The sequence below is a fragment of the Paracoccus benzoatiresistens genome (assembly GCF_026913015.1).
GTDB classification, from domain to species: domain Bacteria; phylum Pseudomonadota; class Alphaproteobacteria; order Rhodobacterales; family Rhodobacteraceae; genus Paracoccus; species Paracoccus benzoatiresistens.
In genome coordinates, this window is the sequence record NZ_JAPTYD010000054.1 from 1 (window position 1) to 22,137 (window position 22,137).

At 61.7% G+C, this 22,137-nt stretch carries 21 protein-coding genes and 2 pseudogenes; 11 read left to right on the forward strand and 12 right to left on the reverse strand.

Annotated features, from left to right (window positions below; translation table 11 throughout):
* Positions 1-158 precede the first annotated feature (158 nt).
* From OU682_RS19840 to OU682_RS19860, 5 genes are all read left to right on the forward strand, one after another.
* Positions 159-1,282 (forward strand): IS3 family transposase gene (locus tag OU682_RS19840; RefSeq protein ID WP_371832282.1). Its coding sequence is split into 2 segments (ribosomal slippage): positions 159-444 and positions 444-1,282, totalling 1,125 coding nucleotides; the frame shifts between segments, so codons are not numbered across the junction.
* 141 nt (positions 1,283-1,423) lie between these two features.
* The gene (locus OU682_RS19845) at positions 1,424-2,545 is read left to right on the forward strand and encodes an alpha/beta hydrolase (RefSeq protein ID WP_268943948.1); all 1,122 of its coding nucleotides are present in this window, start codon (positions 1,424-1,426) and stop codon (positions 2,543-2,545) included.
* Positions 2,545-4,581 (forward strand): multiheme c-type cytochrome, encoded by a 2,037-nt coding sequence (locus OU682_RS19850; protein ID WP_268943949.1) that lies wholly within the window; start codon positions 2,545-2,547, stop codon positions 4,579-4,581. The genes OU682_RS19845 and OU682_RS19850 overlap by 1 nt, the downstream gene beginning before the upstream one ends.
* Positions 4,582-4,805: 224 nt before the next feature.
* Positions 4,806-5,555 (forward strand): outer membrane beta-barrel protein, encoded by a 750-nt coding sequence (locus OU682_RS19855; RefSeq protein ID WP_268943950.1) that lies wholly within the window; start codon positions 4,806-4,808, stop codon positions 5,553-5,555.
* 45 nt (positions 5,556-5,600) lie between these two features.
* Positions 5,601-7,259 (forward strand): arylsulfatase, encoded by a 1,659-nt coding sequence (locus tag OU682_RS19860; RefSeq protein WP_268943951.1) that lies wholly within the window; start codon positions 5,601-5,603, stop codon positions 7,257-7,259.
* A gap of 689 nt (positions 7,260-7,948) precedes the next feature.
* Here the strand turns inward: OU682_RS19860 and OU682_RS19865 are convergent.
* Positions 7,949-8,308, reverse strand: coding sequence for a response regulator (locus tag OU682_RS19865; RefSeq protein WP_268943952.1), 360 nt, complete (start codon positions 8,306-8,308; stop codon positions 7,949-7,951).
* Between the two features lie 522 nt (positions 8,309-8,830).
* Between OU682_RS19865 and tnpB the strand changes: the two genes are divergently transcribed.
* The 5 genes and pseudogenes from tnpB to tnpC all read left to right on the forward strand — a co-directional run bounded on the left by tnpB (position 8,831) and on the right by tnpC (position 13,427).
* Positions 8,831-8,962 carry an IS66 family insertion sequence element accessory protein TnpB gene (tnpB, locus tag OU682_RS24340; RefSeq protein WP_371832283.1) on the forward strand — a complete coding sequence of 44 codons (132 nt, stop codon included), beginning with the start codon at positions 8,831-8,833 and terminating at the stop codon, positions 8,960-8,962.
* The gene (locus OU682_RS19870; RefSeq protein WP_268943953.1) at positions 8,925-9,449 is read left to right on the forward strand and encodes a hypothetical protein; all 525 of its coding nucleotides are present in this window, start codon (positions 8,925-8,927) and stop codon (positions 9,447-9,449) included. Before tnpB ends, OU682_RS19870 begins: the two co-directional genes overlap by 38 nt.
* A pseudogene (locus tag OU682_RS24345) lies at positions 9,427-9,903 on the forward strand (recombinase family protein); the annotation flags it as partial. The gene OU682_RS19870 and the pseudogene OU682_RS24345, both read left to right, overlap by 23 nt.
* Positions 9,904-9,979: 76 nt before the next feature.
* Positions 9,980-11,515 (forward strand): recombinase family protein, encoded by a 1,536-nt coding sequence (locus OU682_RS19875; RefSeq protein WP_268943954.1) that lies wholly within the window; start codon positions 9,980-9,982, stop codon positions 11,513-11,515.
* A 289-nt stretch (positions 11,516-11,804) separates the two neighbouring features.
* A complete protein-coding gene (gene tnpC / locus OU682_RS19885; RefSeq protein WP_268943966.1) occupies positions 11,805-13,427 on the forward strand; it encodes an IS66 family transposase in 1,623 nt (540 codons plus the stop codon).
* Here tnpC and OU682_RS19890 read toward each other — a convergent pair.
* The gene (locus OU682_RS19890; RefSeq protein WP_268943955.1) at positions 13,408-13,641 is read right to left on the reverse strand and encodes a DUF6429 family protein; all 234 of its coding nucleotides are present in this window, start codon (positions 13,639-13,641) and stop codon (positions 13,408-13,410) included. The two genes, tnpC and OU682_RS19890, sit on opposite strands and share 20 nt — an antisense overlap.
* Positions 13,642-13,659: 18 nt before the next feature.
* A pseudogene (locus OU682_RS19895) lies at positions 13,660-14,943 on the reverse strand (IS701 family transposase).
* A 211-nt stretch (positions 14,944-15,154) separates the two neighbouring features.
* On the opposite strand from OU682_RS19895, the gene OU682_RS24350 reads away from it, so the two are divergent.
* Positions 15,155-15,592 carry a sensor histidine kinase gene (locus tag OU682_RS24350; RefSeq protein WP_371832284.1) on the forward strand — a complete coding sequence of 146 codons (438 nt, stop codon included), beginning with the start codon at positions 15,155-15,157 and terminating at the stop codon, positions 15,590-15,592.
* On the opposite strand, the gene OU682_RS19900 is transcribed toward OU682_RS24350, so the two are convergent.
* The 9 genes from OU682_RS19900 to OU682_RS19940 form a co-directional block, all read right to left on the reverse strand.
* Positions 15,576-15,983 (reverse strand): hypothetical protein, encoded by a 408-nt coding sequence (locus OU682_RS19900; RefSeq protein WP_268943956.1) that lies wholly within the window; start codon positions 15,981-15,983, stop codon positions 15,576-15,578. The genes OU682_RS24350 and OU682_RS19900 overlap by 17 nt on opposite strands.
* Positions 15,984-16,266: 283 nt before the next feature.
* Positions 16,267-17,067 (reverse strand): hypothetical protein, encoded by an 801-nt coding sequence (locus tag OU682_RS19905; RefSeq protein ID WP_268943957.1) that lies wholly within the window; start codon positions 17,065-17,067, stop codon positions 16,267-16,269.
* 71 nt (positions 17,068-17,138) lie between these two features.
* Entirely contained in the window at positions 17,139-17,567 is a 429-nt protein-coding gene (locus tag OU682_RS19910; protein WP_268943958.1) for a hypothetical protein, read from the reverse strand.
* Positions 17,568-17,723: 156 nt separating this feature from the next.
* Positions 17,724-17,900: a hypothetical protein gene (locus tag OU682_RS19915; protein WP_268943959.1), complete on the reverse strand. Its 177-nt coding sequence runs from the start codon at positions 17,898-17,900 to the stop codon at positions 17,724-17,726.
* 77 nt (positions 17,901-17,977) lie between these two features.
* Positions 17,978-18,139 (reverse strand): hypothetical protein, encoded by a 162-nt coding sequence (locus OU682_RS19920; protein ID WP_268943960.1) that lies wholly within the window; start codon positions 18,137-18,139, stop codon positions 17,978-17,980.
* A gap of 325 nt (positions 18,140-18,464) precedes the next feature.
* Entirely contained in the window at positions 18,465-18,686 is a 222-nt protein-coding gene (locus tag OU682_RS19925; RefSeq protein WP_268943961.1) for a hypothetical protein, read from the reverse strand.
* Positions 18,687-18,710: 24 nt separating this feature from the next.
* Entirely contained in the window at positions 18,711-19,601 is an 891-nt protein-coding gene (locus tag OU682_RS19930) for a transglutaminase-like domain-containing protein (RefSeq protein WP_268943962.1), read from the reverse strand.
* A gap of 181 nt (positions 19,602-19,782) precedes the next feature.
* Positions 19,783-20,247, reverse strand: a complete 465-nt coding sequence (locus OU682_RS19935) for a hypothetical protein (protein WP_268943963.1) — start codon at positions 20,245-20,247, stop codon at positions 19,783-19,785.
* 120 nt (positions 20,248-20,367) lie between these two features.
* Positions 20,368-21,486, reverse strand: coding sequence for a hemerythrin domain-containing protein (locus OU682_RS19940; protein WP_268943964.1), 1,119 nt, complete (start codon positions 21,484-21,486; stop codon positions 20,368-20,370).
* Between the last annotated feature and the right edge of the window lie 651 nt (positions 21,487-22,137).

The window sequence follows — 22,137 nt, forward strand, 5'->3', positions numbered from 1 at the left end:
TTCCGCTGGGTTACGTCACCAAGCGGGATCAGAAGGAACAGCCCCGCCGCGTAGCCAAGCTGGGTCAGGACCGGAACTGAGCGCCTCCCCGAAAATCGGACAGTGACGGAAGCTACGGTCTGACGTTTTCTGGTCTCCAAGAACGAGGAGATCAGAACATGTCGAAACGCAGAAATCACGATGCGGGCTTCAAAGCTCGCGTGGCGCTGGAAGCGGTGAAGGGCGAGCGCACGGTGTCGGAACTGGCTGCAGAATACGGCGTGCATCCGACCATGATCCATCAATGGAAGAAGGCCCTGCTCGAGGGGGCTTCGGACATCTTCGAGCGCGGCGGGAAGAAGAAGGCCGAGGTCGATGAGGAGGCGGTGCGGTCGCTTCACGCCAAGATTGGAGAGCTGGCCGTCGCCAACGATTTTTTGTCACGAAAGCTCAAGCCCTGGACCGGCAAGTGAGGCGCGGGATGATCGAACGCTCCCACCCCTCGCTGTCGATCGGGGCGCAGTGCCGCCTGCTGTCGATCTCGCGGTCGTCGTTCTACTACGCACCACAGGGCGAGGCCGAGGTGAACCTGGCGCTCATGCGGCTGATCGACCGGCAGTTCCTGGAAACCCCGTTCTACGGCGTGCGGCAGATGACCTGGCACCTACAGAACGAGGGCTATCCTGTGAACCAGAAGCGCATCCGGCGGCTGATGCGGCTCATGCGCCTGATGCCGATCTACCAGAAGCCCAACACCAGCAAGCGGGCCAAGGGCCACAAGACCTACCCGTATCTGCTGAGCGGGCTGCGGGTTGATCGGCCCAACCAGGCCTGGTGCGCCGACATCACCTATTTGCCAATGCGCCGGGGCTTCCTTTACCTGGTCGCCATTGTGGACTGGTTCACCCGCAAGGCGCTGGCCTGGCGCATCTCGAACACGCTTGAGGCCGACTTCTGCGTCGAGGCTCTGAACGAGGCGGTCCACCGCTTCGGCCCGCCCGAGATCATGAACACCGATCAGGGCTCGCAGTTCACGTCTTTCGCTTGGACCGACCGGCTGAAACGGATCGGCACCCGGATCTCGATGGACGGCAAGGGCCGGTGTCTCGACAACATCTTCATCGAACGGCTCTGGCGGTCGCTGAAGTATGAGTGCGTCTACCTGCACGCTTGGGAGACCGGCTCGCAGGCCAAGGCCGGCGTTGCCCGATGGATCACCTTCTACAACCACCAGCGGCCTCACGCCGCCCATGGCGGACAGCCGCCCGCCATGGTCTACTTCAACCAGATCAAAACCGACTAGCAGGGGCAGAGAGTAGCTTAAATCACCCTGGAAACCCTCCAAGGTTCGGGGAAGCGCTCAGATCACGCGTGTTGTCGGACGCACGGAATCATGCAAACCATGATCGGGCGGAACCTGCCCGCCGTGTGCAGAGGAGCTATCATGCTTGTCGTCCACAACCCTTTTCGAACCTCGACCGTTCTTGCAGTCCTGATTTCGCTTCTGCTGCTTGGGTGCAGCCGTCCGCCAGAGATCATCGGCATCGAGAATGCCTCGATCTCGGCCAGCACCACGCCAGACCTCAGCCGGCATCGGATTTTCATCGCGACGACGCGGTCAGCGTCCAATGAACCTGGCGCCTTGTTGTCGGCCAGCCGGGCATCGAGCCTTGGCCTCGCATCCGTCGAGGTGACCGTGCCGCCGACGCATGTGGTCGGTCAGCTTGAGCGACCCAAGGATCTGCCGCCCGACCCCCGAACCGAATTTTCCGCAGTCGAGGCTAGGCTCTATGGCAACGATGCCGCGATGATCGACGCGATCAATCGTGAACTTGCCGCACGGCCGGTGGGACAGCGCAGGCTGCTGCTGTTCGTGCATGGCTACAACAACACCACAAGCGACGCCTTGTTGCGGCTGGCGCAGTTCGTGGAGGACACCGGCTTCCAGGGCGTGCCGATCCTGTTTTCCTGGGCTTCGGCCGCGACCACGTCGCGCTATGTCTATGACCTCAACAGCGCCCTTATAGCGCGTGGCGAGATCCGCCAGATCGCCGACATCATGGCCCAGACGAACGCCGAAAGCTCGGATGTGTTCGCCCATTCGATGGGAACGTTCCTGACGATGGAAGGGCTTGTCGATCTTCAGCAGGCCGGCACCCTGGGCCGCAGGGGCACGATCAACCACGTCATGCTGGCTTCGCCCGATATCGACATCGACCTGTTTCGGTCGCAGCTTGGCCAGCTTTCACCCGCCATCCGCGACCGGATCTATGTTCTTGTCTCCCGGGACGACAAGGCGCTGCGCGTCTCGTCGCGCATTGCCGGCGGCATCCCCCGGGTCGGGGTCGCCAACACGGCCGAGCTGGAGCAACTGGGCGTCACCGTGATCGACCTGTCCGAGATCGGGGACTCGAGTTCAGGAAGCCATTCCAAGTTCGCCGGTTCGCCAGATGTAGTCCAGTTGATCGGCGCGGGACTGAACTCGGTCGGGCGCTTCGGCGAGGACACGTCTCCCGCGGTGTCGCAGATCCTGTCGGTTTCACCCATCCGCATCTTCGGCGACTGATGTCCGGGATCGCTCATCGGCTTGCCGAACGGCACGTCGGTCAGGCCGGCTGCGCGTTGCACGCGTCAAGCGGCGTGCAGTCTTCGCCCATTGGGCATGGGCCGCCAGCAGGAGTTGCCAGGCAGGCCGGGGTAATAGTCGGCGTCATCCTGGCCGTCCTGCTCATCGCCCCGACACCGGCCCGGACCGATCCCAGCTATGTCGGAACGGCCGTCTGCACCAACTGCCATGATGACGCCGGTCAAGGCTGGACCGGGTCGGATCACGCGAAGGCCTGGACCCTTCCCAGCGAAACGACGGTTCTGGGCGACTTCAGCGGTGTCACCTACGAACATGGGGGGCAGGTCACGCGCTTTTTGCGGGACGGCGGGACATACCTGATCGAGACGGAGGGTCCTGACGGCGAGCGCCGCGCTTATGAGGTGGTCGGCGTAGCCGGCGTGGACCCCTTGCAGCAGTATCTTCTGTCGCCAGAGCCGGGGCGGGTCCAGGTCTATGACATTGCCTGGGATGTCGAGGCCAGACGATGGTATCCGGTCTTTCCTGGACCACCGCCACCGCCGAAGGACGGGTTTGACTGGTCGGGTTCCTACAAGAGCTGGGATGGACGCTGCGCCGAGTGCCATGCCACCGACTATAGCCGGAACTATGACCCCGCCAGCGACAGCTATGCGCCTCGCATGGCCGAGATCGGGGTCGGCTGCGAAGCCTGCCACGGGCCGGGATCGGACCATGTCGCCTGGGCGCGCCGGTCCGACGGCACGATGACTGTGGCCAATTCGGCCGAGATGGGTTTGACGATCGATCTGGACGCCCCGCCACAGGCCGAGATCATGCAATGCCTCACTTGTCACTCGCGCCGGGAGGCGATGGGCGATGGCAACCCGGTGCCGGGGACGCCCTACCATGATGCCTTCTCGATGGCCCTGCTGCGCGAGGGGCTATACCATCCCGACGGCACCATCCTGGACGAGGTCTTCGAAGGCGGGTCCTTCCTGCAATCGCGCATGCATGCCAAGGGGGTGCGCTGTTCGACCTGCCACGAGCCTCATTCGGCCACCCTGCGGGCGGAAGGCAACGCGGTCTGCACCCAGTGTCATTCGCCCGCCGGCAATCCCGACTTCCCGTCGCTGGCGCTCAAGGTCTATGACGGCCCGGAACATCATTTCCATCCCGGAGGCGGCGAGGGTGCGCAATGCGTGTCCTGCCACATGACCCGGCGGACATATATGGGCATCGACACGCGCCGCGATCACAGCTTTCGCGTGCCGCGGCCGGATCTGGCGGCGACCGGATCGCCCGATGCCTGCACCGATTGTCACCAAGATCGCGACGCCGCCTGGGCCGCTGCCGAGCTTGCCCGGCGGTTTCCCGACAGCACGCGCCGCGGCCCCCATTACGCCTCCATCTTCGCCGCGGCCCGGCGCAATCCCCAAGCTGCATCCCGGGAGCTGCTTGATCTGGCGGAATGGCGGGATGGTCCCGCGATCGTCCGCGCCACGGCCCTGGAACTGCTTGGGGCGGTTCCCGACATCGCCTCGGCCCGCCGTGTGATGCGCCTGCTGCCGGATGCCGATCCGATGGTGCGCGCCGCAGCCGCCGGAACCCTGCGCAGTCTTCCGGCGCCGGATCGACTGATTGTGCTCCAGCCGCTGCTGACCGATCCTGTGCGGTCTGTGCGCGAGGCGGCGGCCAAGGCGCTTCTCGACGTGCGGCTACCGCCCGGATCACCCCAAGCCCGGAACCTCGCTGACGCACGGGCGGAGTGGGAAGACGCCCTGAACCTGCGCGCGGATTTCCCCGAAACCCATCTCCAGATGGGGGGTGCCGCCCTGCAATCGCGGGACTTCACTGCCGCATTGGATGCCTTTGAACGGGCAGTGGCGCTGGATCCGCAGCTTGTGGATGCCTGGATGATGGTGATCCGCTTGCATGCGGCGATGAATGACCCCGACGCGGCAGAGGCTGCGCTTGGGCGTGCCCTGTCGGCGAACCCGGGGAACGTGAACCTCCTGGCTCTTCAGCAAGGCGGCTGACGGTCGGCGGCCCTGGATGACCGGAGGAGCGATCAAATCCGTGTTGCGCAGGCAACACGGGATGCGGGCCTGCCTGCCACCGCATGCTGGACTTGATCTGAATCAATGAAGCGCCCAGCATCGAGAGATAGGCCTGCCATATGGTTCAAGCCGTCGTCCCAACTGCTCTGCTGCACTGTCTTGCCTTAAATAGAACACTGTTGCCATTGCCCGGAGGGCTCCTCATGTTTGCAGAACGTCTTACTCGGATCGTCGGCAGTTCGCTTCTGCTGGCCTTGTCCTGTGGCGCGGCGTTCGCGCAGGACGGGGATTGGTCCTATGGCATCACCGCCTATGGCTGGTTCAACGACACGGGGATCACCACCGACACGCCCCAGGGCGAGGTCGATGCCGAGCTGAGTTTCAGCGACGCTCTCGACAATCTCGACTTCGCGTTCATGGGTGCGGTCGAGGCACGCAACGGGCCCTGGGGGGTGATGAGCGATCTGCTCTACTTCAAGCTCTCCGCCGAGGCCTCGACGCCGCGGAGGCTGCTCTTCTCGGACGCCCAGATCGAGAGCGAGATCACCGTCCTCAGCGCCTATGCCACCTATCGGGCGTATGAGACTGCCAACATGGCCTTCGACGTCGGAGCAGGGGTTCGCGGATTCTGGATCGATCTCGACACGACCCTTGTCGGGGCGGCGGCACCGACCCAGACCATCAACCAGGACAAGAACTGGGTCGATCCGCTGATCGCCGCACGCTTTCGGATGGACTTCAACGAAAAGACCTTCGGCACGCTCTTTCTCGACGCGGGCGGCACCGGCGACAGCCGCAGCTGGCAGGCCCTTGCGACCGTTGGCTACCGCCTGAACGAGCAGTGGGAGTTCCAAGGCGGCTATCGTTACCTCGAAGCCACGTGGGATACGGACTTCGGTGAATCGTCGATGGACTTCTCGGGGCCCATCCTCGGCGCGACCTACCGGTTCTGATCGCGATCCAAGCAGAAGCCCCGGTCTCGCCTGAGAGGACACCTGATGCCGACATTCCACACACGCTTGGCCCTGCAAGCAGTCGCATCCTGCTTGCTCGCGCTCGGGCTTGCCCTGGCTGCTGCCGGAGCGGCCCACGCGCAGGACAAGCGTCCAAACATCTTGCTGATCGTGGCCGATGATGCAGGCTATGCCGACCTCGGCAGCTTTGGCGGCGAAATTCAAACCCCAAACCTGGACGCGTTGGCCGCCACAGGGGTCCGCTTCACCCAGTTCACGGCCAGCGCCACCTGCTCGCCTTCTCGTTCGATGCTGCTCAGTGGCACGGACAACCATCTGGCCGGGCTCGGCAACATGGCCGAGTTCATGGCGCCGAACCAGACCGGCAACCCGGGCTACGAGGGGTATCTGAACGAACGCGTGGCGCCGGTGTCCGAACTGCTGGCCGAGGCGGGCTATGACACGTTCATGGCCGGCAAGTGGCATATGGGCGAGGAGCCGGACCAATGGCCGGCCGCCCGCGGCTTTCAACGCGACCTGACATTGATCCCGGGTGGCGGCAGCCATCTGGACGACATGTGGGGCGCCGAGGGGCAGCGCCAGACATACACCTACAACGGCGAGCAGCTGAAGGCGCTGAGGCCGGGCTTCCATTCCAGCGTGGATTACACCCAGGGGATCATCGCCAATATCGACGAGCATCGCGACGAGGGCAGGCCCTTCTTTGCCTATCTGGCGCTGCAGGCGCCGCATGATCCCTTCCAGCTGCCCCCCGACTGGCGGGATCGCTATCGCGGCCGTTATGACCAGGGCTATGACGCCGTGCGCGCCGCCCGCATCGAGCGGATGAAGCAGCTGGGCATCCTGGACCCCGAGGCCACGGTCTTTCCCCGTCTTCCGAATGTTCCAGCCTGGGACGATTTGTCGGAGGAGCAGAAACGCGAATCCGCCCGCCGCATGGAACTGTATGCCGCAATGGTCGAGCATATGGATTCCAACATCGGCAAACTGATCGGGTATCTGAAGACCAGCGGTCTCTATGACGACACGCTGATCTTCTTCATGTCCGACAACGGACCGGAGGGGAACGTGATGAACATGGGTCCGCCCTGGGACAACACCCGGATCGAGACCTGGGGAGAGAAGGGAACCTTCATCCAGTATGGGCCTGCATGGGCGCAGGTCAGCGCCGGTCCATTCCGCATGTTCAAGGGCTTCCTGACCGAGGGTGGCATCCGCGTTCCCCTCATCGTCGCCGGGAATGGGGTGGCCGGAGGCGCCCGCACCTCGGACGCCTTCGCCCATGTGAAGGACATTCCCGCAACCATCCTGGATCTGGCCGGGGTATCGTATCCTGACACCAGCGATCAGGCCCCCGTTGCGCCGCTTCAGGGCAAGTCCCTCGCCCCGATCCTGGGCGGCGGGTCCGAGCCGGTGCATGACGCCGCGGACTGGACGGGGTGGGAGCTGTTCGGAAACCGCGCCATTCGCAAGGGAGACTGGAAGCTCCTGCAACTTTGCGCGCCCTTCGGCAGCGGTGACTGGCAGCTCTATGACCTCAGGGCCGACCCCGCCGAAACCAGGGACCTGGCCTCCCAGCACCCCAAGATCCGGGACGAACTAGCAGGTTACTGGGACGACTACTCCCGGCAAAACAACGTCATCATGCCCATCGTATCGCCCCTTTGCAGACCACAGAACTGACAGCAAGGGGGCGGCTGGGATGACAAGTCTCAGGGGCATTCCTTAGCGTTCGAAGCTTTCCACGAGACGTCTCATACCAAACGCGTTGATCTAAGCGCTCTTCAAGCCAAGCCGACACGAAGCCCGTGCTGTTGTCACGGATCGTGCGGCGCGCGACATCATCGAGGCCGAAACCGCCTTGCGACACCAGAAGATTGCACGGCTCAAATTAGTTCGACTGCAAAGAGAGGCGGCGGAACGGGCAGCGCCGCCGGTGGCGCCTGTTGCAAAACCGCGCAAGAGGGGAAAATAGGCTCGGTCCACCAGTGCCAAACTTGGGCTGCCCTTGCTCAGCAGTTGAAAATAGCGCCGTTTTCTTGGCTGCGGACCTGCAAGGAAGGCACTTTCAAGAGTTGAGGCGCATTCCGATCGAGGATCAGCAGGTGCTGCATGGCTAGGGATGATTGCGTAAGCCGCCGCTTAGTCCGCCCACCTGTCTATCAGCTGATAAGGTTACAAGATGGCGCCACCAGCGGCGTCCCAGTCCGAAGTCGCGCGGAACTGGACTGGGTAGAGAGGCGGAACGCGTGACGAAGGACGGGCAGACACCTGGTCTGGCGATCTTTCGCTGGCGCGGACATCAACCGCAGGCTGCCAGAGCCTGCATGGTGCGGGCCGCTGCATGGTTCGGCCCCACAAGGCTCACGCTGCTACGCTGCCAGTTCACGGATCTGTCCGATAATCTGATCCACGGAATATGGCTTGGCGAAGAACCGTGCTCCTTGCGGCATCATCTCGGTCGAAACATGGTGGTGGCCGGATGTCACGATGATGAGGACAGGTGGCCAGCGATCTCGAACCTGCGATGCGAGCCAGAGGCCGTCCTCTCCTTTGCCCATATCTACATCCGTGAAGATAAGGCGAATGTCCGGGCGCATCTCAAGCACGGTGATGGCTTCCCGAGCATTGCGCGCGCCCACGGCGTCGAAGCCCGCCTCCTCGAGCGCCATGATCATGGACATGCGAAGCAGGGGCTCGTCTTCAGCGACGAGGATTACGTGTGCCGGCATCGAGGGGATCCTCAGATATCTCGGCCGCGCTGGCAGCGCCGTAACGACCCGGGTTTCTGGAAAGCATCGTAACTTGACATAACACCGCGTCACGGCAGTCTGTTCCTCACGGGGGTCAACCATCAGTCTGCTGGACGTGCCGATTCTCTGACGGGTAAGGACTGTCAACACACAGGACGGTGCTATCGCGTGATCAATTCCAGTACACGTTCCGTGAACGAGCCTCATCGACATGCTTCCAAGATCGACAGGCATGATTTTCGCGGTGACATCATTGCCATCCGGAACAATGTCTCGATCCCGACCATGCGCGAGACAATCTGCCTGGCGGCTGGATTGCGGTTTGCGGCTGTTGCACGCGTAACCGAACAGCGATGGATCACCTGTAGCACCATCGACACTCTCGATTTCGGGCTGGCACCAGGCCGACGAGTTGGTTGACGCAGTTGATCCGGGTGGTGGAGGCGGCATGATCGGGCCCTGCACTGGTGTACGGTTTACTTGGCCTGCGGGGTAACCGATATGCGCAAGGGCATCGATGGGTTGGCGGCACTGGCGCAGGATCAGCTGCGCCAGAGGCCGGCAGGCGGTGCGGTGTTTGCGTTCCGCGGTCGGTGTGGCAATCGACTTTCATTCTACATACAAACTGCATGATTTGCGGATCGAGTATCCGTGGCACCCACTATTCGGCCGCGTCCTGCACGCCCGCGATGGTGGCCGCCGACACGGCTCGGATTCGATCCTGGTAGAAGAGCGACCCGGATTTTTCCGAACCTTGCCGCCTTGGATGTGCGATCCTGCCTACTGTTCGCTGCTGGACAGCGGACCGCCTCTTGTCGCGCTTGAAGCCTTGGATGCGCTCGCCCGAACCTTGGATTTGATGCGTCATGCTCAGGTTGCTCCATGCTCTGGGAGACTGCTTCCAGAAGAGGAAGCGCATGCCCTGCCGACCCAAACGCCTGTCGCAGCCGAAGCAACCGGAGCCCAAGCAGCTCTGCTTGCCATTGGACGACAGCCGGAACCGTCCCCCGGTAGCACCAGCGACACCCCCATTCTGGAGGCTTTGGCCGAGCTGCTGCTGGTGGCTGCGAACAAGATGGCAGAGGGCGCGCAAAATGATGCATGCAAAGATCACCGTTGAGCATCTCGCCTGCAGTGCAATCGTTTATGTCCGTCAGTCGACGATGAGCCAGGTCCTTGGCAACCTGGAGAGCCAAAAGCGGCAATACCAGATGGCGGAAGCCGCCCGCGACATGGGCTTTGCGGAGGTCCGGGTGATCGATGAGGACCTGGGGCGCTTCGGTTCCGGTCAGATTGCGCGGCCGGGCTTACAGCGCCTGGTTGCGGAAGTGTGTGCCGGGACGGTGGGAGCGGTTTATTGCATCGAGGCTTCGCGCCTCGCCCGCAATGGCCGCGACTGGCATCACCTGATCGATCTCTGCCCCCTGACAGGAGCCTTGGTGGTTGAACCCGAAGGGGTCTACGATCCCCACCTGATGAACGACCGGCTGCTGCTAGGGCTGAAGGGAACCATGTCGGAATACGAGCTGAGCCTCCTTCGCCAGCGCGGACTGGCAGCCCGAGACGCGAAAGCGAGCCGGGGCGAACTGCGTTTCACCCTTCCGCCGGGCTTCTGCTGGAGCGAGGACGACAGGATTGAGATGGATCCCGATGAGCGGGTCCAGCAGGCTATCCGCCTCATCTTTGCCAAGTTCCGAGCTTGGCAGCGGGCGGCAGGTATTCCTGTGGGTACGTGCAGCGGATATCCATCTGCCGGTGGCGCTGCGGAACGGCGCCTTGCGCAAGATTGCCTGGCGCAAGCCCGCCTATCACAGCGTGATGCAGGTGCTGCACAACCCGATCTATGCTGGCGCTTATGCCTTTGGGCGGACCGGGAACCGGACAGGGGTGGTCGATGGGCAAGCGCGCAAGACCAGCGGTCATCACCGGGCGATCGCGGACTGGAGCGTGCTGATCAAGGACAACCAAGAGGGATATCTCGACTGGCGCGCCTACGAGGAGAACCGCCGCATGCTGGAAGAGAACGCGCATATGCAGAAGCGCGCAGCCCGAAAATCGGGACGTGGCGGACAGGCTGTGTTATCGGGCATGGCCCGTTGTGCGCGTTGCGGCCGGATGATGCGGGTGTTCTATAAGACAGGGACCGACCTGTCGCACCGTTATCAGTGCCGCGGCGATGACGGGCATGTCGGGGCTGGTCTGTGCATCGGTGCCGGCGGGGGAGGTATCGATGCACTTGTTGCCAGCCAGCTTCTCGAGGCGGTCTCGGGGCAGGCCGTGCAGGCCGCCCTTTTGGCGGGGCAGCAGGCCGCCAAGGCGCAGGAGACCGTCCGGCTTGCGGTTGAGAAGGAACTCGACGAGGCCCGAAATGCGGCGGAACTGGCGGAGCGGCGCTACGAGCACGTCGATCCCGCCAAACGGCATGTCGCCCGGGCCTTGGAGGCACGCTGGAACGCGGCGTTGGAGCGGGTGGCGGCGGTAGAGCACAAGCTTGCGGCACTGGGCGCGGAGAACTGCGCCAAGCCCGGGGTCGATCCCGCCGTTCTCATGCGGCTTGCTACGGATCTGCCGTCCGTCTGGAACGCAGCTGGAACCGATGCCCGCGCGAGACAACGTCTGGTCAGGCTACTGATCGAGGAGGTCGTAATCGACATCGACGCGGAGGAGAACGAGTTCATTCTGCTCATTCATTGGATCGGCGGACGCCATACCGAGGTCAGACTGGCCCGTCGCAAAACGGGTCGGTTCCCGTCAGGCCGCCCACTCACAGCCCGGGAGGTCCTTCGCAAGCTTGCTGGACACTGGCCTGACAGGGAACTAGCCGTCACCCTCAATCGGATGCGTTGCCGCACCGAGGATGGGGAGACATGGACAACCGTTCGTGTCGCGGAGTTGCGCGACATGCTCGCGATCCCGCCCTATGATCCTGATGCCGAGGTCCCGAAGACATTGAGGGTCCACGCTGCCGCCAAGCGGCTCGGCGTGTGCGTCGCTTCGGTGCACAAGCTGATCCGGTCGCAAACTCTGCCTGCAACGCAGATCATGTATTCCGCGCCTTGGAAAATACCGGTTGACGCGCTGGAGACCGAGGCGGTGCGGATGGGATTGCAGGAAATTGCTGCCCGCCGTCCACAGCAAGCCCCTGATAAGATGGCAGACATGTCCATGCCTCTGCCTGGATTTTAACACAAGAGGTGCATTATGAAACGTGATCGGGAGACAGGCTGAAGCTCTTGTATTGGGATGGCCAGGGCTTCTGCCTTTACTACAAGGTGCTGGAACGCGGGCGCTTTCCCTGGCCGAGCAGCAGGGACGGGGCAGCGCGTCTGACATCGGCGCAGCTCGCCATGCTGTGGGAGGGAATCGGCTGGAGGCGGCCGGACTGGGGTGCGCCACCAGTCCGGGTCGGCTGATTTATCTTTCTGTAATTGCGTGTTTTTGTGGTGTTCAACATGGGGACATGGTATCCATCATCATGTCCGGAACGGCCACGTCACTGCCCAATGATCCTGCCGCCTTGAAGGCGATCATTGCCGCGTTGCAGGCAGAAAATCAGAAGATGTCGGCCAGCTTGCGCGCGCATGAACTGCTGGTTCAGGCGCTGCGGGTTCGGATTGCCAAGTTGCAGAAGCAGAAGTTCGGAGCCAGTTCGGAAAAGATCGAGCTCGAGCACCTGGAAATGGCGCTGGAAGACCTGCAGCTGGCTCTGGCCGAGGCGAATGACCCATCGCCCGCTGCCGAGGAGGAGCCGGACACGGAAGCACAGGCCCTGGAACCGGCTGAACCCCAGGAAACCAAACGCCGCCGCCCGAAGGTCTCGAAGGACACGCCGCGCGAACGTCGCACGTATGACCCCGGCGAGAATTGCCCCGACTGCGGCGGCGATCTGCGGGTGATCGGTGAAGATGTCAGTGAATTGATCGACATGATCGCCGCGCAATTGAAGGTCATCGAGATCGCGCGCATCAAGAAGTCCTGCCGGCGCTGCGAGAAGATCGTCCAGGTCCCGGCACCCAGCCGGCCGATCCCGCGAAGCATGGCGGGACCGAACCTGCTCGCCTATGTCCTGACCTCGAAGTTCGACGATCATGTGCCGCTTTACAGGCAGAACGAGATCTTTGCCCGGATGGGTGCTGATATCCCCGACACGACGCTTGTGGACTGGTGCGGCGGGGCGATGAAAGCCCTGGCACCACTGATCGAAAAGATCGAGGCCGAGATCATGGCCAGCGATCTGCTTCATGCCGATGACACGCCCATCCGGGTCCTCGATCGCAGCAGGAGCGACAAGGGGCTCGGCAAGGGTGTCAGGAAGGGCAGGATCTGGGCATACGTCCGTGATCAGCGCCCTTGGGCAGGCAAGGCTCCGCCCGGCGCGGTCTATCAGTTCGCGCCGGACTGGAAGGAAGACCATGTCCTCGGCCATCTGGGCCAGGCCGGCGGCATTCTTCAAGCCGATGGCTACAAGGGCTATGCCAAGCTCTATGCCCCCGATCCGGAGGGCAAGAGCCAGTTCCGCGAGGCCGCCTGCTGGGCGCATCTGCGCCGTGACTTCCATGATGTCTGGACAGCGACGAAGTCCGAAATCGCGCGCGAGGCGCTCGACCGGATCGGCAAGTTCTACGATATCGAGCGCGCCATCAGCGGCAAGCCCGCCGAGTTGCGGCTGGCCCTGCGCCAGAAGGAAACCAGGCCCAAGATCGACGCCTTCCGGGACTGGGCCGAAAAGCAGCTGACGCGCATCCCGGGAAAAAGCGATCTGGCCAAGGCTTTCCGCTACGGGCTGAGCCGCTGGTCTGCCCTCACGCTGTTTCTCGAGGACGGGCGCGTTGCGATTGACAACAATGCGGCCGAGCGTGCCCTGAGGCCAATTGGTGTCGGCAGACGGAACTGGCTGTTTGCAGGCTCGGACGCGGGCGGCGAAACGCTCGCCCGCGCCCTGACGGTGATCGAAACGGCAAAGATGAACGGACTCGATCCGCAGGCTTATCTTGCCGATATCCAGGACCGCATTCACGATCCTATGAACAACCCTCTCGGCGAATTGCTGCCCTGGAACTGGGCGCCAATGGGCACGGTCAAGACCGAGGCCGCGTAAACAGCGCCCGGAAGAGTGCTTCGGACTGCCTCATCCCCTCATCGGTCAGGATGACTAACTTTGCCTTGTTGACCGGATCGGCAATCAGACCCCGGGCATGCAACCGCTCCAGAACGTCCCAGTCAAAGCCCTTCCACGCGTGCCGCTCGTCATGCAGCGTCAACCACAGCAGCGCCAGAACGGCCTCGTCGATCTTGTCCCGATCAATCTCCATAGGCTGAGCATACTACGGTCAGACTGGGGCGGAAATCGGGCGCTTATGGTTTTTCGCAGTTTTTGGTCGCGGCAAGTCTTGAGGGGAAATCCTCTCCCGTTCGGAGAAAAGAAATCCATAGGCGGCTATGCACAGACTGGCGTGATGATGAAATCCTCGCCAGCCCCTTCCTTCGTAATGGCCGAGTCCCAGTTCCTGCTTGAGGTCGCGACAGTCACGTTCGATCCGTTACCTCATCTTCGTCGCGGCGACAAGTTCGTATAATGTCGTTGTTTCCGGTAACGTGGAAAGGCAATACTTGAGCGGTTCATTGTCACCATCAGGCCATTCGACAAGAAGCCATTCCTTGGGTCGTGGCTGGGTGAGGTTATAGTCTCTGGACGCGACCCGCAGGTGCACGGCAGCAAAGCGTGATGTCAACGCGACGTTGCTGCCCTCGCGCCATGTGATGGTCTTCCACGCATCGGCAGGCAGACCCTGCGCGAGCGCTTTGGCTGAGAGCGGTTTTATGATCCTTGCTTCGCTGCACCAGCTTGGGTGGTCGACCCTTGCCGCTCCCGATTTTGGGTGGCGACGGCCCTTCGCCCGGCCGCCAGACACTGAGGGTTGGTTGCACGCCTACCGAATAGACCAGTCCCAAGTCGGTCAATTTTCGGCGGAACCCGCCATCCGCGCCGTAGCCTGCATCGACAAGCACAATGCCCAGCGGCGTTTGTGCAGCGACCGCAGCGCGGATCTGATCGATTGCAATCTGAGGCTTGGTTTGGAAAACAATCTTGTCTGGTATCTTTGCTTTTTTCCGACGTTCTGGATCATCCAGCCAGATCTCTCGAAGGTAAAGCTGCAACGCTATCGGCAAGCTCGTGGCCCGTTCGCAATGGAAAGGCTGACCGCGACTTGGCAATTGTCCTGCTTACCGAGTTTTCCGCAATATTGACGGGCGACACCAACGGAATGGTTGCCCCTTCTGGGAAAGCCTGTGTCATCGATGATCCAGGCCGTGATCAGGCCACCGCCCTTGATCATGCGGGGCAAGACCCAATCGCGAACGCGCCCCATCAACGCTTCGTCTGACCAAGGTGCTTGTCCCACAAAATGCAAAAGGGACTGATGCTTGGCTGAAACACACGACGGAGCCGTCACCGCTGCCAACGGCTCCACGCTTTTGCGCTTCACTGGCATCATCAACCCTGTGCAATAATCTCGAAGAGGCTCCGCACGATCCACATGCCCGATCACGTCAATCAAGGCTTCCACATACGCGTCGAACGCGCTTGCCACGCTGCCTTCCGTGCCGTCCACCCATCGCTATGAACCAGCAGTCTATCACAACAAATCCGCCTGCGAGGCTCGGCCCAAACTTTGTGACGCAGTAAGAGTAATGGGCTGGGTGGTGGCATTGTGCTGGACCGGCAATCCGATCACAGGCTTGCAGAGGCACTGGAACTAATTGTCGCCGAGTTCCGCACCATTGCACCTGACCAGCAGATTGATGTCTCCATAGATATTCTGATTGCATTGCGATCGCGCCCGCATCGCGCAATTGCTCTCCAACCTGCTGGGTAATGCCATCACGCACGAAGCATCTGACCGGCCCATCCACGTTGCGGCGAGCGTAACCTATGGGGTCTTTCGCTTGAAGGTGGCGAATGAAGGGCGACCAATTTCGGCGGACCGTATCCCGGAACTGTTTACCGCCTTCAGCAAGTTGGAAAATGAACCGCACCGAGAGGGACTCGGTCTCGGCCTCTATATTGCGTCCGAGATTGCGAAAGCCCATGGTGGTGTGATGACGGCCAGTTCTGATGCAGAAAAGACGGTCTTCCCCTTCGAAATGCCTGCCAGCGATGAGACAAAGCGGTGCGGAGCAGGGCGAAACGCAAGGACTCGGACCTTGATCAACATGGAAGCTGTTACAGAGGTGAGGCGCCCTCTTAATCATTCTGGGTAGGATCAGTCCGCGGTTTTGACACGCCCGCGTAGAGATCGCGGAGTTCGCCTTCCTCCACATGGTCTGCCTTCATGACGAGCCGGATCATCGGGTCAGCCAGCATCTCTTCAAGAAAGAAATCCGCCAGTGCCTTGCCGGTCAGCTTGTCCCTTGCCATCGCCCGTTCAAGTTCGGCAAGCGGAACTGTCAATGCCCGGCTGAGGCCGGGATACGAGGGACGGGCATGGAGATGCACCTGTACGACTGACAGCCAAGTGCCGGGCTCGATCCTGTCCAAGGGCTCGGGAGCCTGGGCCTCGATTTCGTACTCACCGGCCGGAAGGACTTCATTGAACCCCGGAAGTTCGAAGGGCCGAGTGAAGACGGCCGTTGTCTTGATTGAAGCGGTCAATTCGGCTCCTCCGGAACAGGTTGCGATGCGATGGCGGGCGTTCCGACGCAATCAAGGCTCGTGGTTGCAGTCTTGCTGTCATTGTTAAACGCAGTGGTGCCCATCCAAACGGCTATGTGAGCAAGAGGCGTAATCGCTACGACAGTATCGAGCACCTAGAGCAATGGCAGTCGTCTTTACGAGCAAGACGGGCTGCACCCCTCAGTTGCGAGCCGCAGCCGTGAACGCGAGTGTCGATACATTGGTGCAGGCCGGATCACTCAGGAGGCCGGAACGAAACGTATCATTGTCCAGCAACGCACGCCCCGTCCGAAAGCTGGAAGCCTGAGTCACACTGCCAGCGATTGCCGGAGTCATCCATATGTGCGTTCTCCGGGAGGTCGATCGCGACGCAGGCGCTGTCCTGATCATCTGCTTCGTATCCACGCACGCAGCGCCATCCTGGCCCGTATGAGTCGGGATCGATAAAGGCATTCGCGGGAAGGACAACGGGATCGCACCGTCCGTCCACTTGAACGAAGCCCCTCTCGCAAGACCACGCATCGCCATACTTGGCGTTGGTCAGGTAGCCGTTCTCTGGCACCGTGATGGCGATGCAGTTGTCTTCTTCCGCCGTGAAACCGCGATCGCACATCCATCCGGATCCAAAAGGATCGTCCGTCAGATAGGCGTGATCAGGCAGGTCGATGGGCACGCAACCGTCCTGGTGCTCCTGAAACCCCCGTTCGCATTGCCAGTCGTAGCCCGACGACTTGAGAAAGGCATTGGCGGGCACAAGGACCGGATTGCAGGACGTTCCACCGACCTCTTCATAGCCCCGGTGACAGCTCCAGCCCGCTCCGTAGGATCGTCCGGTCGCGTAAGCGTTTGCGGGGACCTCGACCTTCACGCACTCCGCGTCCTCCAGCCGGTAGCCGAAGTTGCAGTCCCAGCCATCGCCATAACTGCGCGGTTGGGCATTCTCCGGTATCGGGCCGGCGCCGGTCTGGGCGAGCACCGGAAAAGCGAATGATGCGGCCATGGCCGCCAGAAGGCCGATCCTCCGAGGCAAGGACCACTGCTGAGTTTTGACGGTCGGTATCATGAAACAAGTTACCTTTCTCGCCAGCCGCCATTCGGCTGAACGGCGCTGCCTCGGGAGGATGTGAAGAAGAGTCAGCGCGGCAAAGTCGACGTCACCGTCTGGATCCACCGCTTGATCTTGCTGCCGACAGTCACGGCCTTCTGCGATTGCAGTGGTGCCTGCATGTCCTGAAAGGCTGACCCACCTTCACCCGAAAGGACCATGTCAGGGGGAGGTACCAGGCCATCTTCAACCGCGGTGTCCAATTCGGCGTCACGCTTCAGGGCCAGGGTGAGATAGGCCGATGAAATTGGTCGCATCTCCGTCGGCCCAGAATTATGTCCCTTTCCATAGATCATCAGATAAGCCGCTGTTTCCTTGTATGCGGCGAAGCTGAGACCCTCGAGCAACTCTTCCTCGACCAGAACCTCATAACGGCCGGGAGGGAGCTGCGCGCGGGAGCCGGGCACGTCGAAAGGATGCCTGAATTCCACGAGCGAGGTAGAAGAGCGCATGGTCATGGTGATCTCCTTGCAGGGGCACCGCCGCTGCAATGACGGGCGAAGTCGAACCCGGACAGCAAACGGGTGTGGCTGTGGGCCGGCGGGCACAGCCCGTTTCGGGTCGCTGTGGCGCAACGATCTTGTTGGCGGGCGGCCTGTGCCGGGCTCATGACCTCAGGCTTGCATCTGCGCGTCGTTTGGCTTTTTTCCCGCTGGATGCCTTTCCAACCACGCGAGGGCGCGTCTGAAAGCCTCCGCCAGCAGTCCCTGCGGGTCCCTGCGCTCGGCCGTGGCAATGGCTTCCTGGAGAGACTTGCGTTCTATCGCCCAGCGTTCATGCGTCAGTTCCATGTCCATCCTCCTCCATATTTGAAAAAGGCGGGGTCGGACCCCGCCCAAACCGTTGACGCCCGCAACTGGATGCAGCCCTATTCGGGCAAACGGCTTTTCTGTTCAGCTACGCCTTCGTCATCCGGCTTCTGCCAGGTATCGGCGTCCTCCCGATCCTGCAGGCGTCCGGGATCGCCATCGTCCCGCTGGGGATCGCGTGGCTGGATGCTCTGATTGTCGGCTGGGCGCAGGGTCCCCATCCGGGGTCCTCCATAAGTCACAGGCAGAACAGTCTGTCGTGACCTGAAAGATATGGAGCCTGTTCGACTGGATTACATCGGGGCTTCCGGAACTATCGCATAAGCGTCTGATCGCACGAGGAAGAAGGACGCATGCTAAAGGCACGCGGAGCATGGAGGCAGCAGTCCGAGGTGCGCGGGCCTGAAAGCCACTGCCTTGGCATGCATCGGAAAAAGGGTAGTCAGCCACCAGCGCCGTTCCAAAGCCAGACAGGAGCTGGGGTCCGGGCAGAACGTGAACATGCGGCAGTCATCGTTTCGCTCTTGCGCGAGCCCGCCCGACCGATCACGTCTGCTCATGGGCGCCCGAGGACACTGCGACCCGGGCGAGATCCCCCATGATGATCTTGAAAGGCTCGGTCACGTTGACCAGCGTACCATCGGTCAGCTTGATCTCCGTGCCTGCGTCGTCCGCCACTTCTCGCACGGAGATGATGTGATGGATCGCGATGGCAATCCTGCTCGCCGATCGTCCAGGCTCATCCAGATGAAGTACCACGAACGCCATTTGCTCTCTCCTATGCCGTAACTGTCAGGACGAGCCCGCCATGGCCAAGGTCAGTGCAGGGGCCTCAGGCAGGTGTTCCAGCTCTTTCAGAACGTCCGAATGTGTCATGGTTTCGGGAAGCTCGTCCGTCCAGACGCGGAACATCTCCAGCTTGTAGGCTCCAAAGGAGGTGATCATCGCCCCGTCCGCGGCGTCGCGCCCGCGGACCATCAGAATGCGCCCGATCCTCGGCGTGTTGTAGCGTGCATCGAAGGTATACCAGCGGTCCTCCAGATAGACCTCGAACCAGGCACAGAAGTCGCCCGGTCCGGATGGCGGAACACCGATATCGCCAAGATAGCCACTGGCATAGCGCGCCGGAATGTTCATGGCGCGACACAGCGAAATGGCCAGGTGCGCGAAGTCCCTGCAGACCCCGGTCGCCTCGGACATGGCATGGACTGCGGTTTTGGTAGGGCGCCCGAACTTGTATCCGAAGGTCAGATGATTGTGGACGAAGTTGCAGATCGCTTGGACGCGCGCCCAGCCAGGCCTTGTTCCCGCAAAGAGATCCCACGCCTGCTGTGACAGCATGTCGGACTCGCAATAGCGGCTGGCTGTCAGAAAGAGGAGCGTCTCGGGAGGAAGGTGTGCGACCTCGTGCTGTCGGGCACTCCATTCGAAGACATCAGGCTCTCCGTCGATCTCGATCACGTCATCCGACCACAGCCTGCAATGTCCGGGCGGTGCTGTCAGCCGTGCCCGGCGATTACCGAAGGAATCCAGGAACTCCTCGACTGGCACCGGCGGCTCCGTCATGATCTTGTTGGCGCCCAGGATGCGGCCCGTGACGGACGGGTGGGGTGACAGCGCGAGGATCAGCGGCAGCGGACCTCGCGTGCTGATGCCGATCTCGAAACCGAAGCGAATGAGCATGATGGATGTCCTTGAAGGCGTTGCCGCCCACAGCACTCAGCCAAGTGCAGGCGGAGACAATTGAGGTAGGGCCGCTTCCCGCCCGTTTCCAGGATCAAAGGGAACTTACCGCTCATGTAAAAGCCCCGCCAGCAAAGGCGAGGCGGCACGTGCTATACAACCGTATCGGTCGTGGACCCTGCTAGCGCAGGCGCCGGGCGTTGGCTGTGGCCTGTTGATGGACAGGCGCCAGGGCCAGTCCACCCGTGTCCATGGTGCGGGTGATCATGCGCGTACCATGCGCGATCCAGCGATCCGCGAGCCCGGACATGTCCCCTATGCTCAATGGTCTTCCACCAAGCATCAGATGGCGGAGATGCTGCGCCTGCTCCGCAGCGTCCGCCAGCATTGCCGACCATTGCTTGACAAGGGCTTGGTTGACCTTCGCGAAGGTTACCACCTTCTCCTGCATCATGCCGGCAATCTCTGCATAATCTCCTTGGGCGGGACGGCAGGCCGCGTCGCCCATGGTCGTCATGCGCGATCCGATGACGCTGCCCGAGGCGATCATCATCTCTTTCACGCGGATGTTGGTCTTCATCATATTGGAGCTGGCCTTTGCCAGATCGGCCCAGGCGTATGTTCCGGCTATCATCAATGTGTTCATCCTTGGTCAACCAGAAGACGGGAAAGCACGGCGACACGCGTCGCCGGCTTCGTCCCGGTGCTACAGCGGAGTGCTGCGCCGCCGTTTGGCGCAGTGGTGCCGCCTTGCGAGCTCGCGCAGTTACGCCGTTTCGTTGAGACGGGCCTGAAGCGGGCTCAACGCCTGCTCCGAGCTGCGCTGCGCGATCTGCAGCATCGCCGTGCGCCGCTCCATCCAGTTGTGCATGGTGCTGGTGGCGAACTCCCGTTGGGCCTCCGCGACATCCTTCACCGACGTGGCGCGGAACAGCTTCTGCGCTGCTTCGGCATTGGCGCGAGTGGCTTTCTCGAACCAGGCCGTCCAGGCGGAGGAGACGTCCGACAAAGCCTGCATCGAGACGGCTGAGGTCGCAGCGACAACCTGCACGCCCTCGGCCATTTTTCGTGACGATTCGCTGTAGATCGTCATCGCCTCCTGAGTATCGGAGGCGACCTGCTGGGCGCGTTCGGTGAGAGTTTCGGTGACTTGTCGCGCCCGATCCTGCACGGCGGCCGCGCCACGTTCCATTGCATCGGAAACCTTCTCGGTCGCCTCACGGGCAACGCGCTCCGCCTCTTTCTGAGCCTGCACGACGGCGCGCTCGGCTGCGGCAGCCTGTGCCGCCTTCTCGGCCCGGCGCTCGGCTTGCTCTGCCTGTTCCCGCCGCTCGTCGCGCTTTTCGTCGCGCTTCGCGGTCTCGGCGTCCTTGACGACACCCTCGATGTTGGCGGCCACAGTGGCTGCCTCTTCATCGCTGAGCACCTTGAGAACCGCAGGGAGAAGCTCCTTGCGCTCGTTGCGGACGTGCTGCTGGAAGCCCTTGTTCAGTTCGGCAAGCGTTTCAAGGAATGCATCATTGTCCTTCGGCAGACCCGACAGCTTCTCGAGAGAAGCGCGCAGGTCCTTGTTGCCCTTCAAGGCGCTGACGGCGAGGTCCTTGGTCTCGGGATGCTTGCGCAGCAGGGGCAAAAGATGCTGCTCCTCGATCTCGACATAACGGGACAGTTCGTCGCCCAGTTCCGCGTAAAGACTTTCGCGGGTTTTCACCGCTTGGTTCGAAGTCGCGGACAGCTTCGTGATCAGAACGGCGGCTTTTTCAGGAGCAGCTTGGATCGTTTGACGGAGAGTCATGGAAATATCTTCCGGATATGCTTCCCTGAACCCGAAGCCAGCGACAAAGGCTCCACCGAAATGCGGAGACGTCACATACTGGTTGCTCAAGGAAGCTCAAGCAGGATCATCCGAAGAGGATTCGCCGAATGTCTGCTGCAATGCAACATAACCAGAAAGCAGGGCAGTTATAAGGGGTACAGACGAATATAGACTGAAATAGGCCGATTATCGAAGGAAGATTTCTGCGTTGCAGAAAAATTTTGGGCACTTTTGTGAGGGATATCACTGCTCTCCTTGAGCCTGCCTTTTTTCCCCGGGAAAAGGATTTGAGGCCGGAACCAACTGCTCAACCCCAAGCGTCGTGTTGGACGGCTTGCCGGGCAGCATGCGGTCTCACGCTTATCCAAGGGGTTTCAGGCGATGCCCATTTGTTCGTTATGACGACAAAGAGGGAAGAAAGAGAGTGAACACCGACTGCTGAGGAGGGGTGAAGGGGTCACCGGCGGGCCGTCTTTCTTTCCTGCCGTCCCATGGTGTTGCGAGTTCGTGCCGGCTTGCCCGATGCAAAGTGATCGTCCGGAACCCATGTTCAAAAGGCTGCAGTAGACCATTCTGTCTGTAAGCTATGGAGGGCCTCATCATGGCCGTACGACTTTCCGGTAGTTCGAAAGGCGCCAAGCGCCGGTCGTGTCGCGAATGTGGTAGGAATTCCCTGGCAGCGCGCTCCGGGCATGTGAAATTGGCTTCGATCAGGCGGCG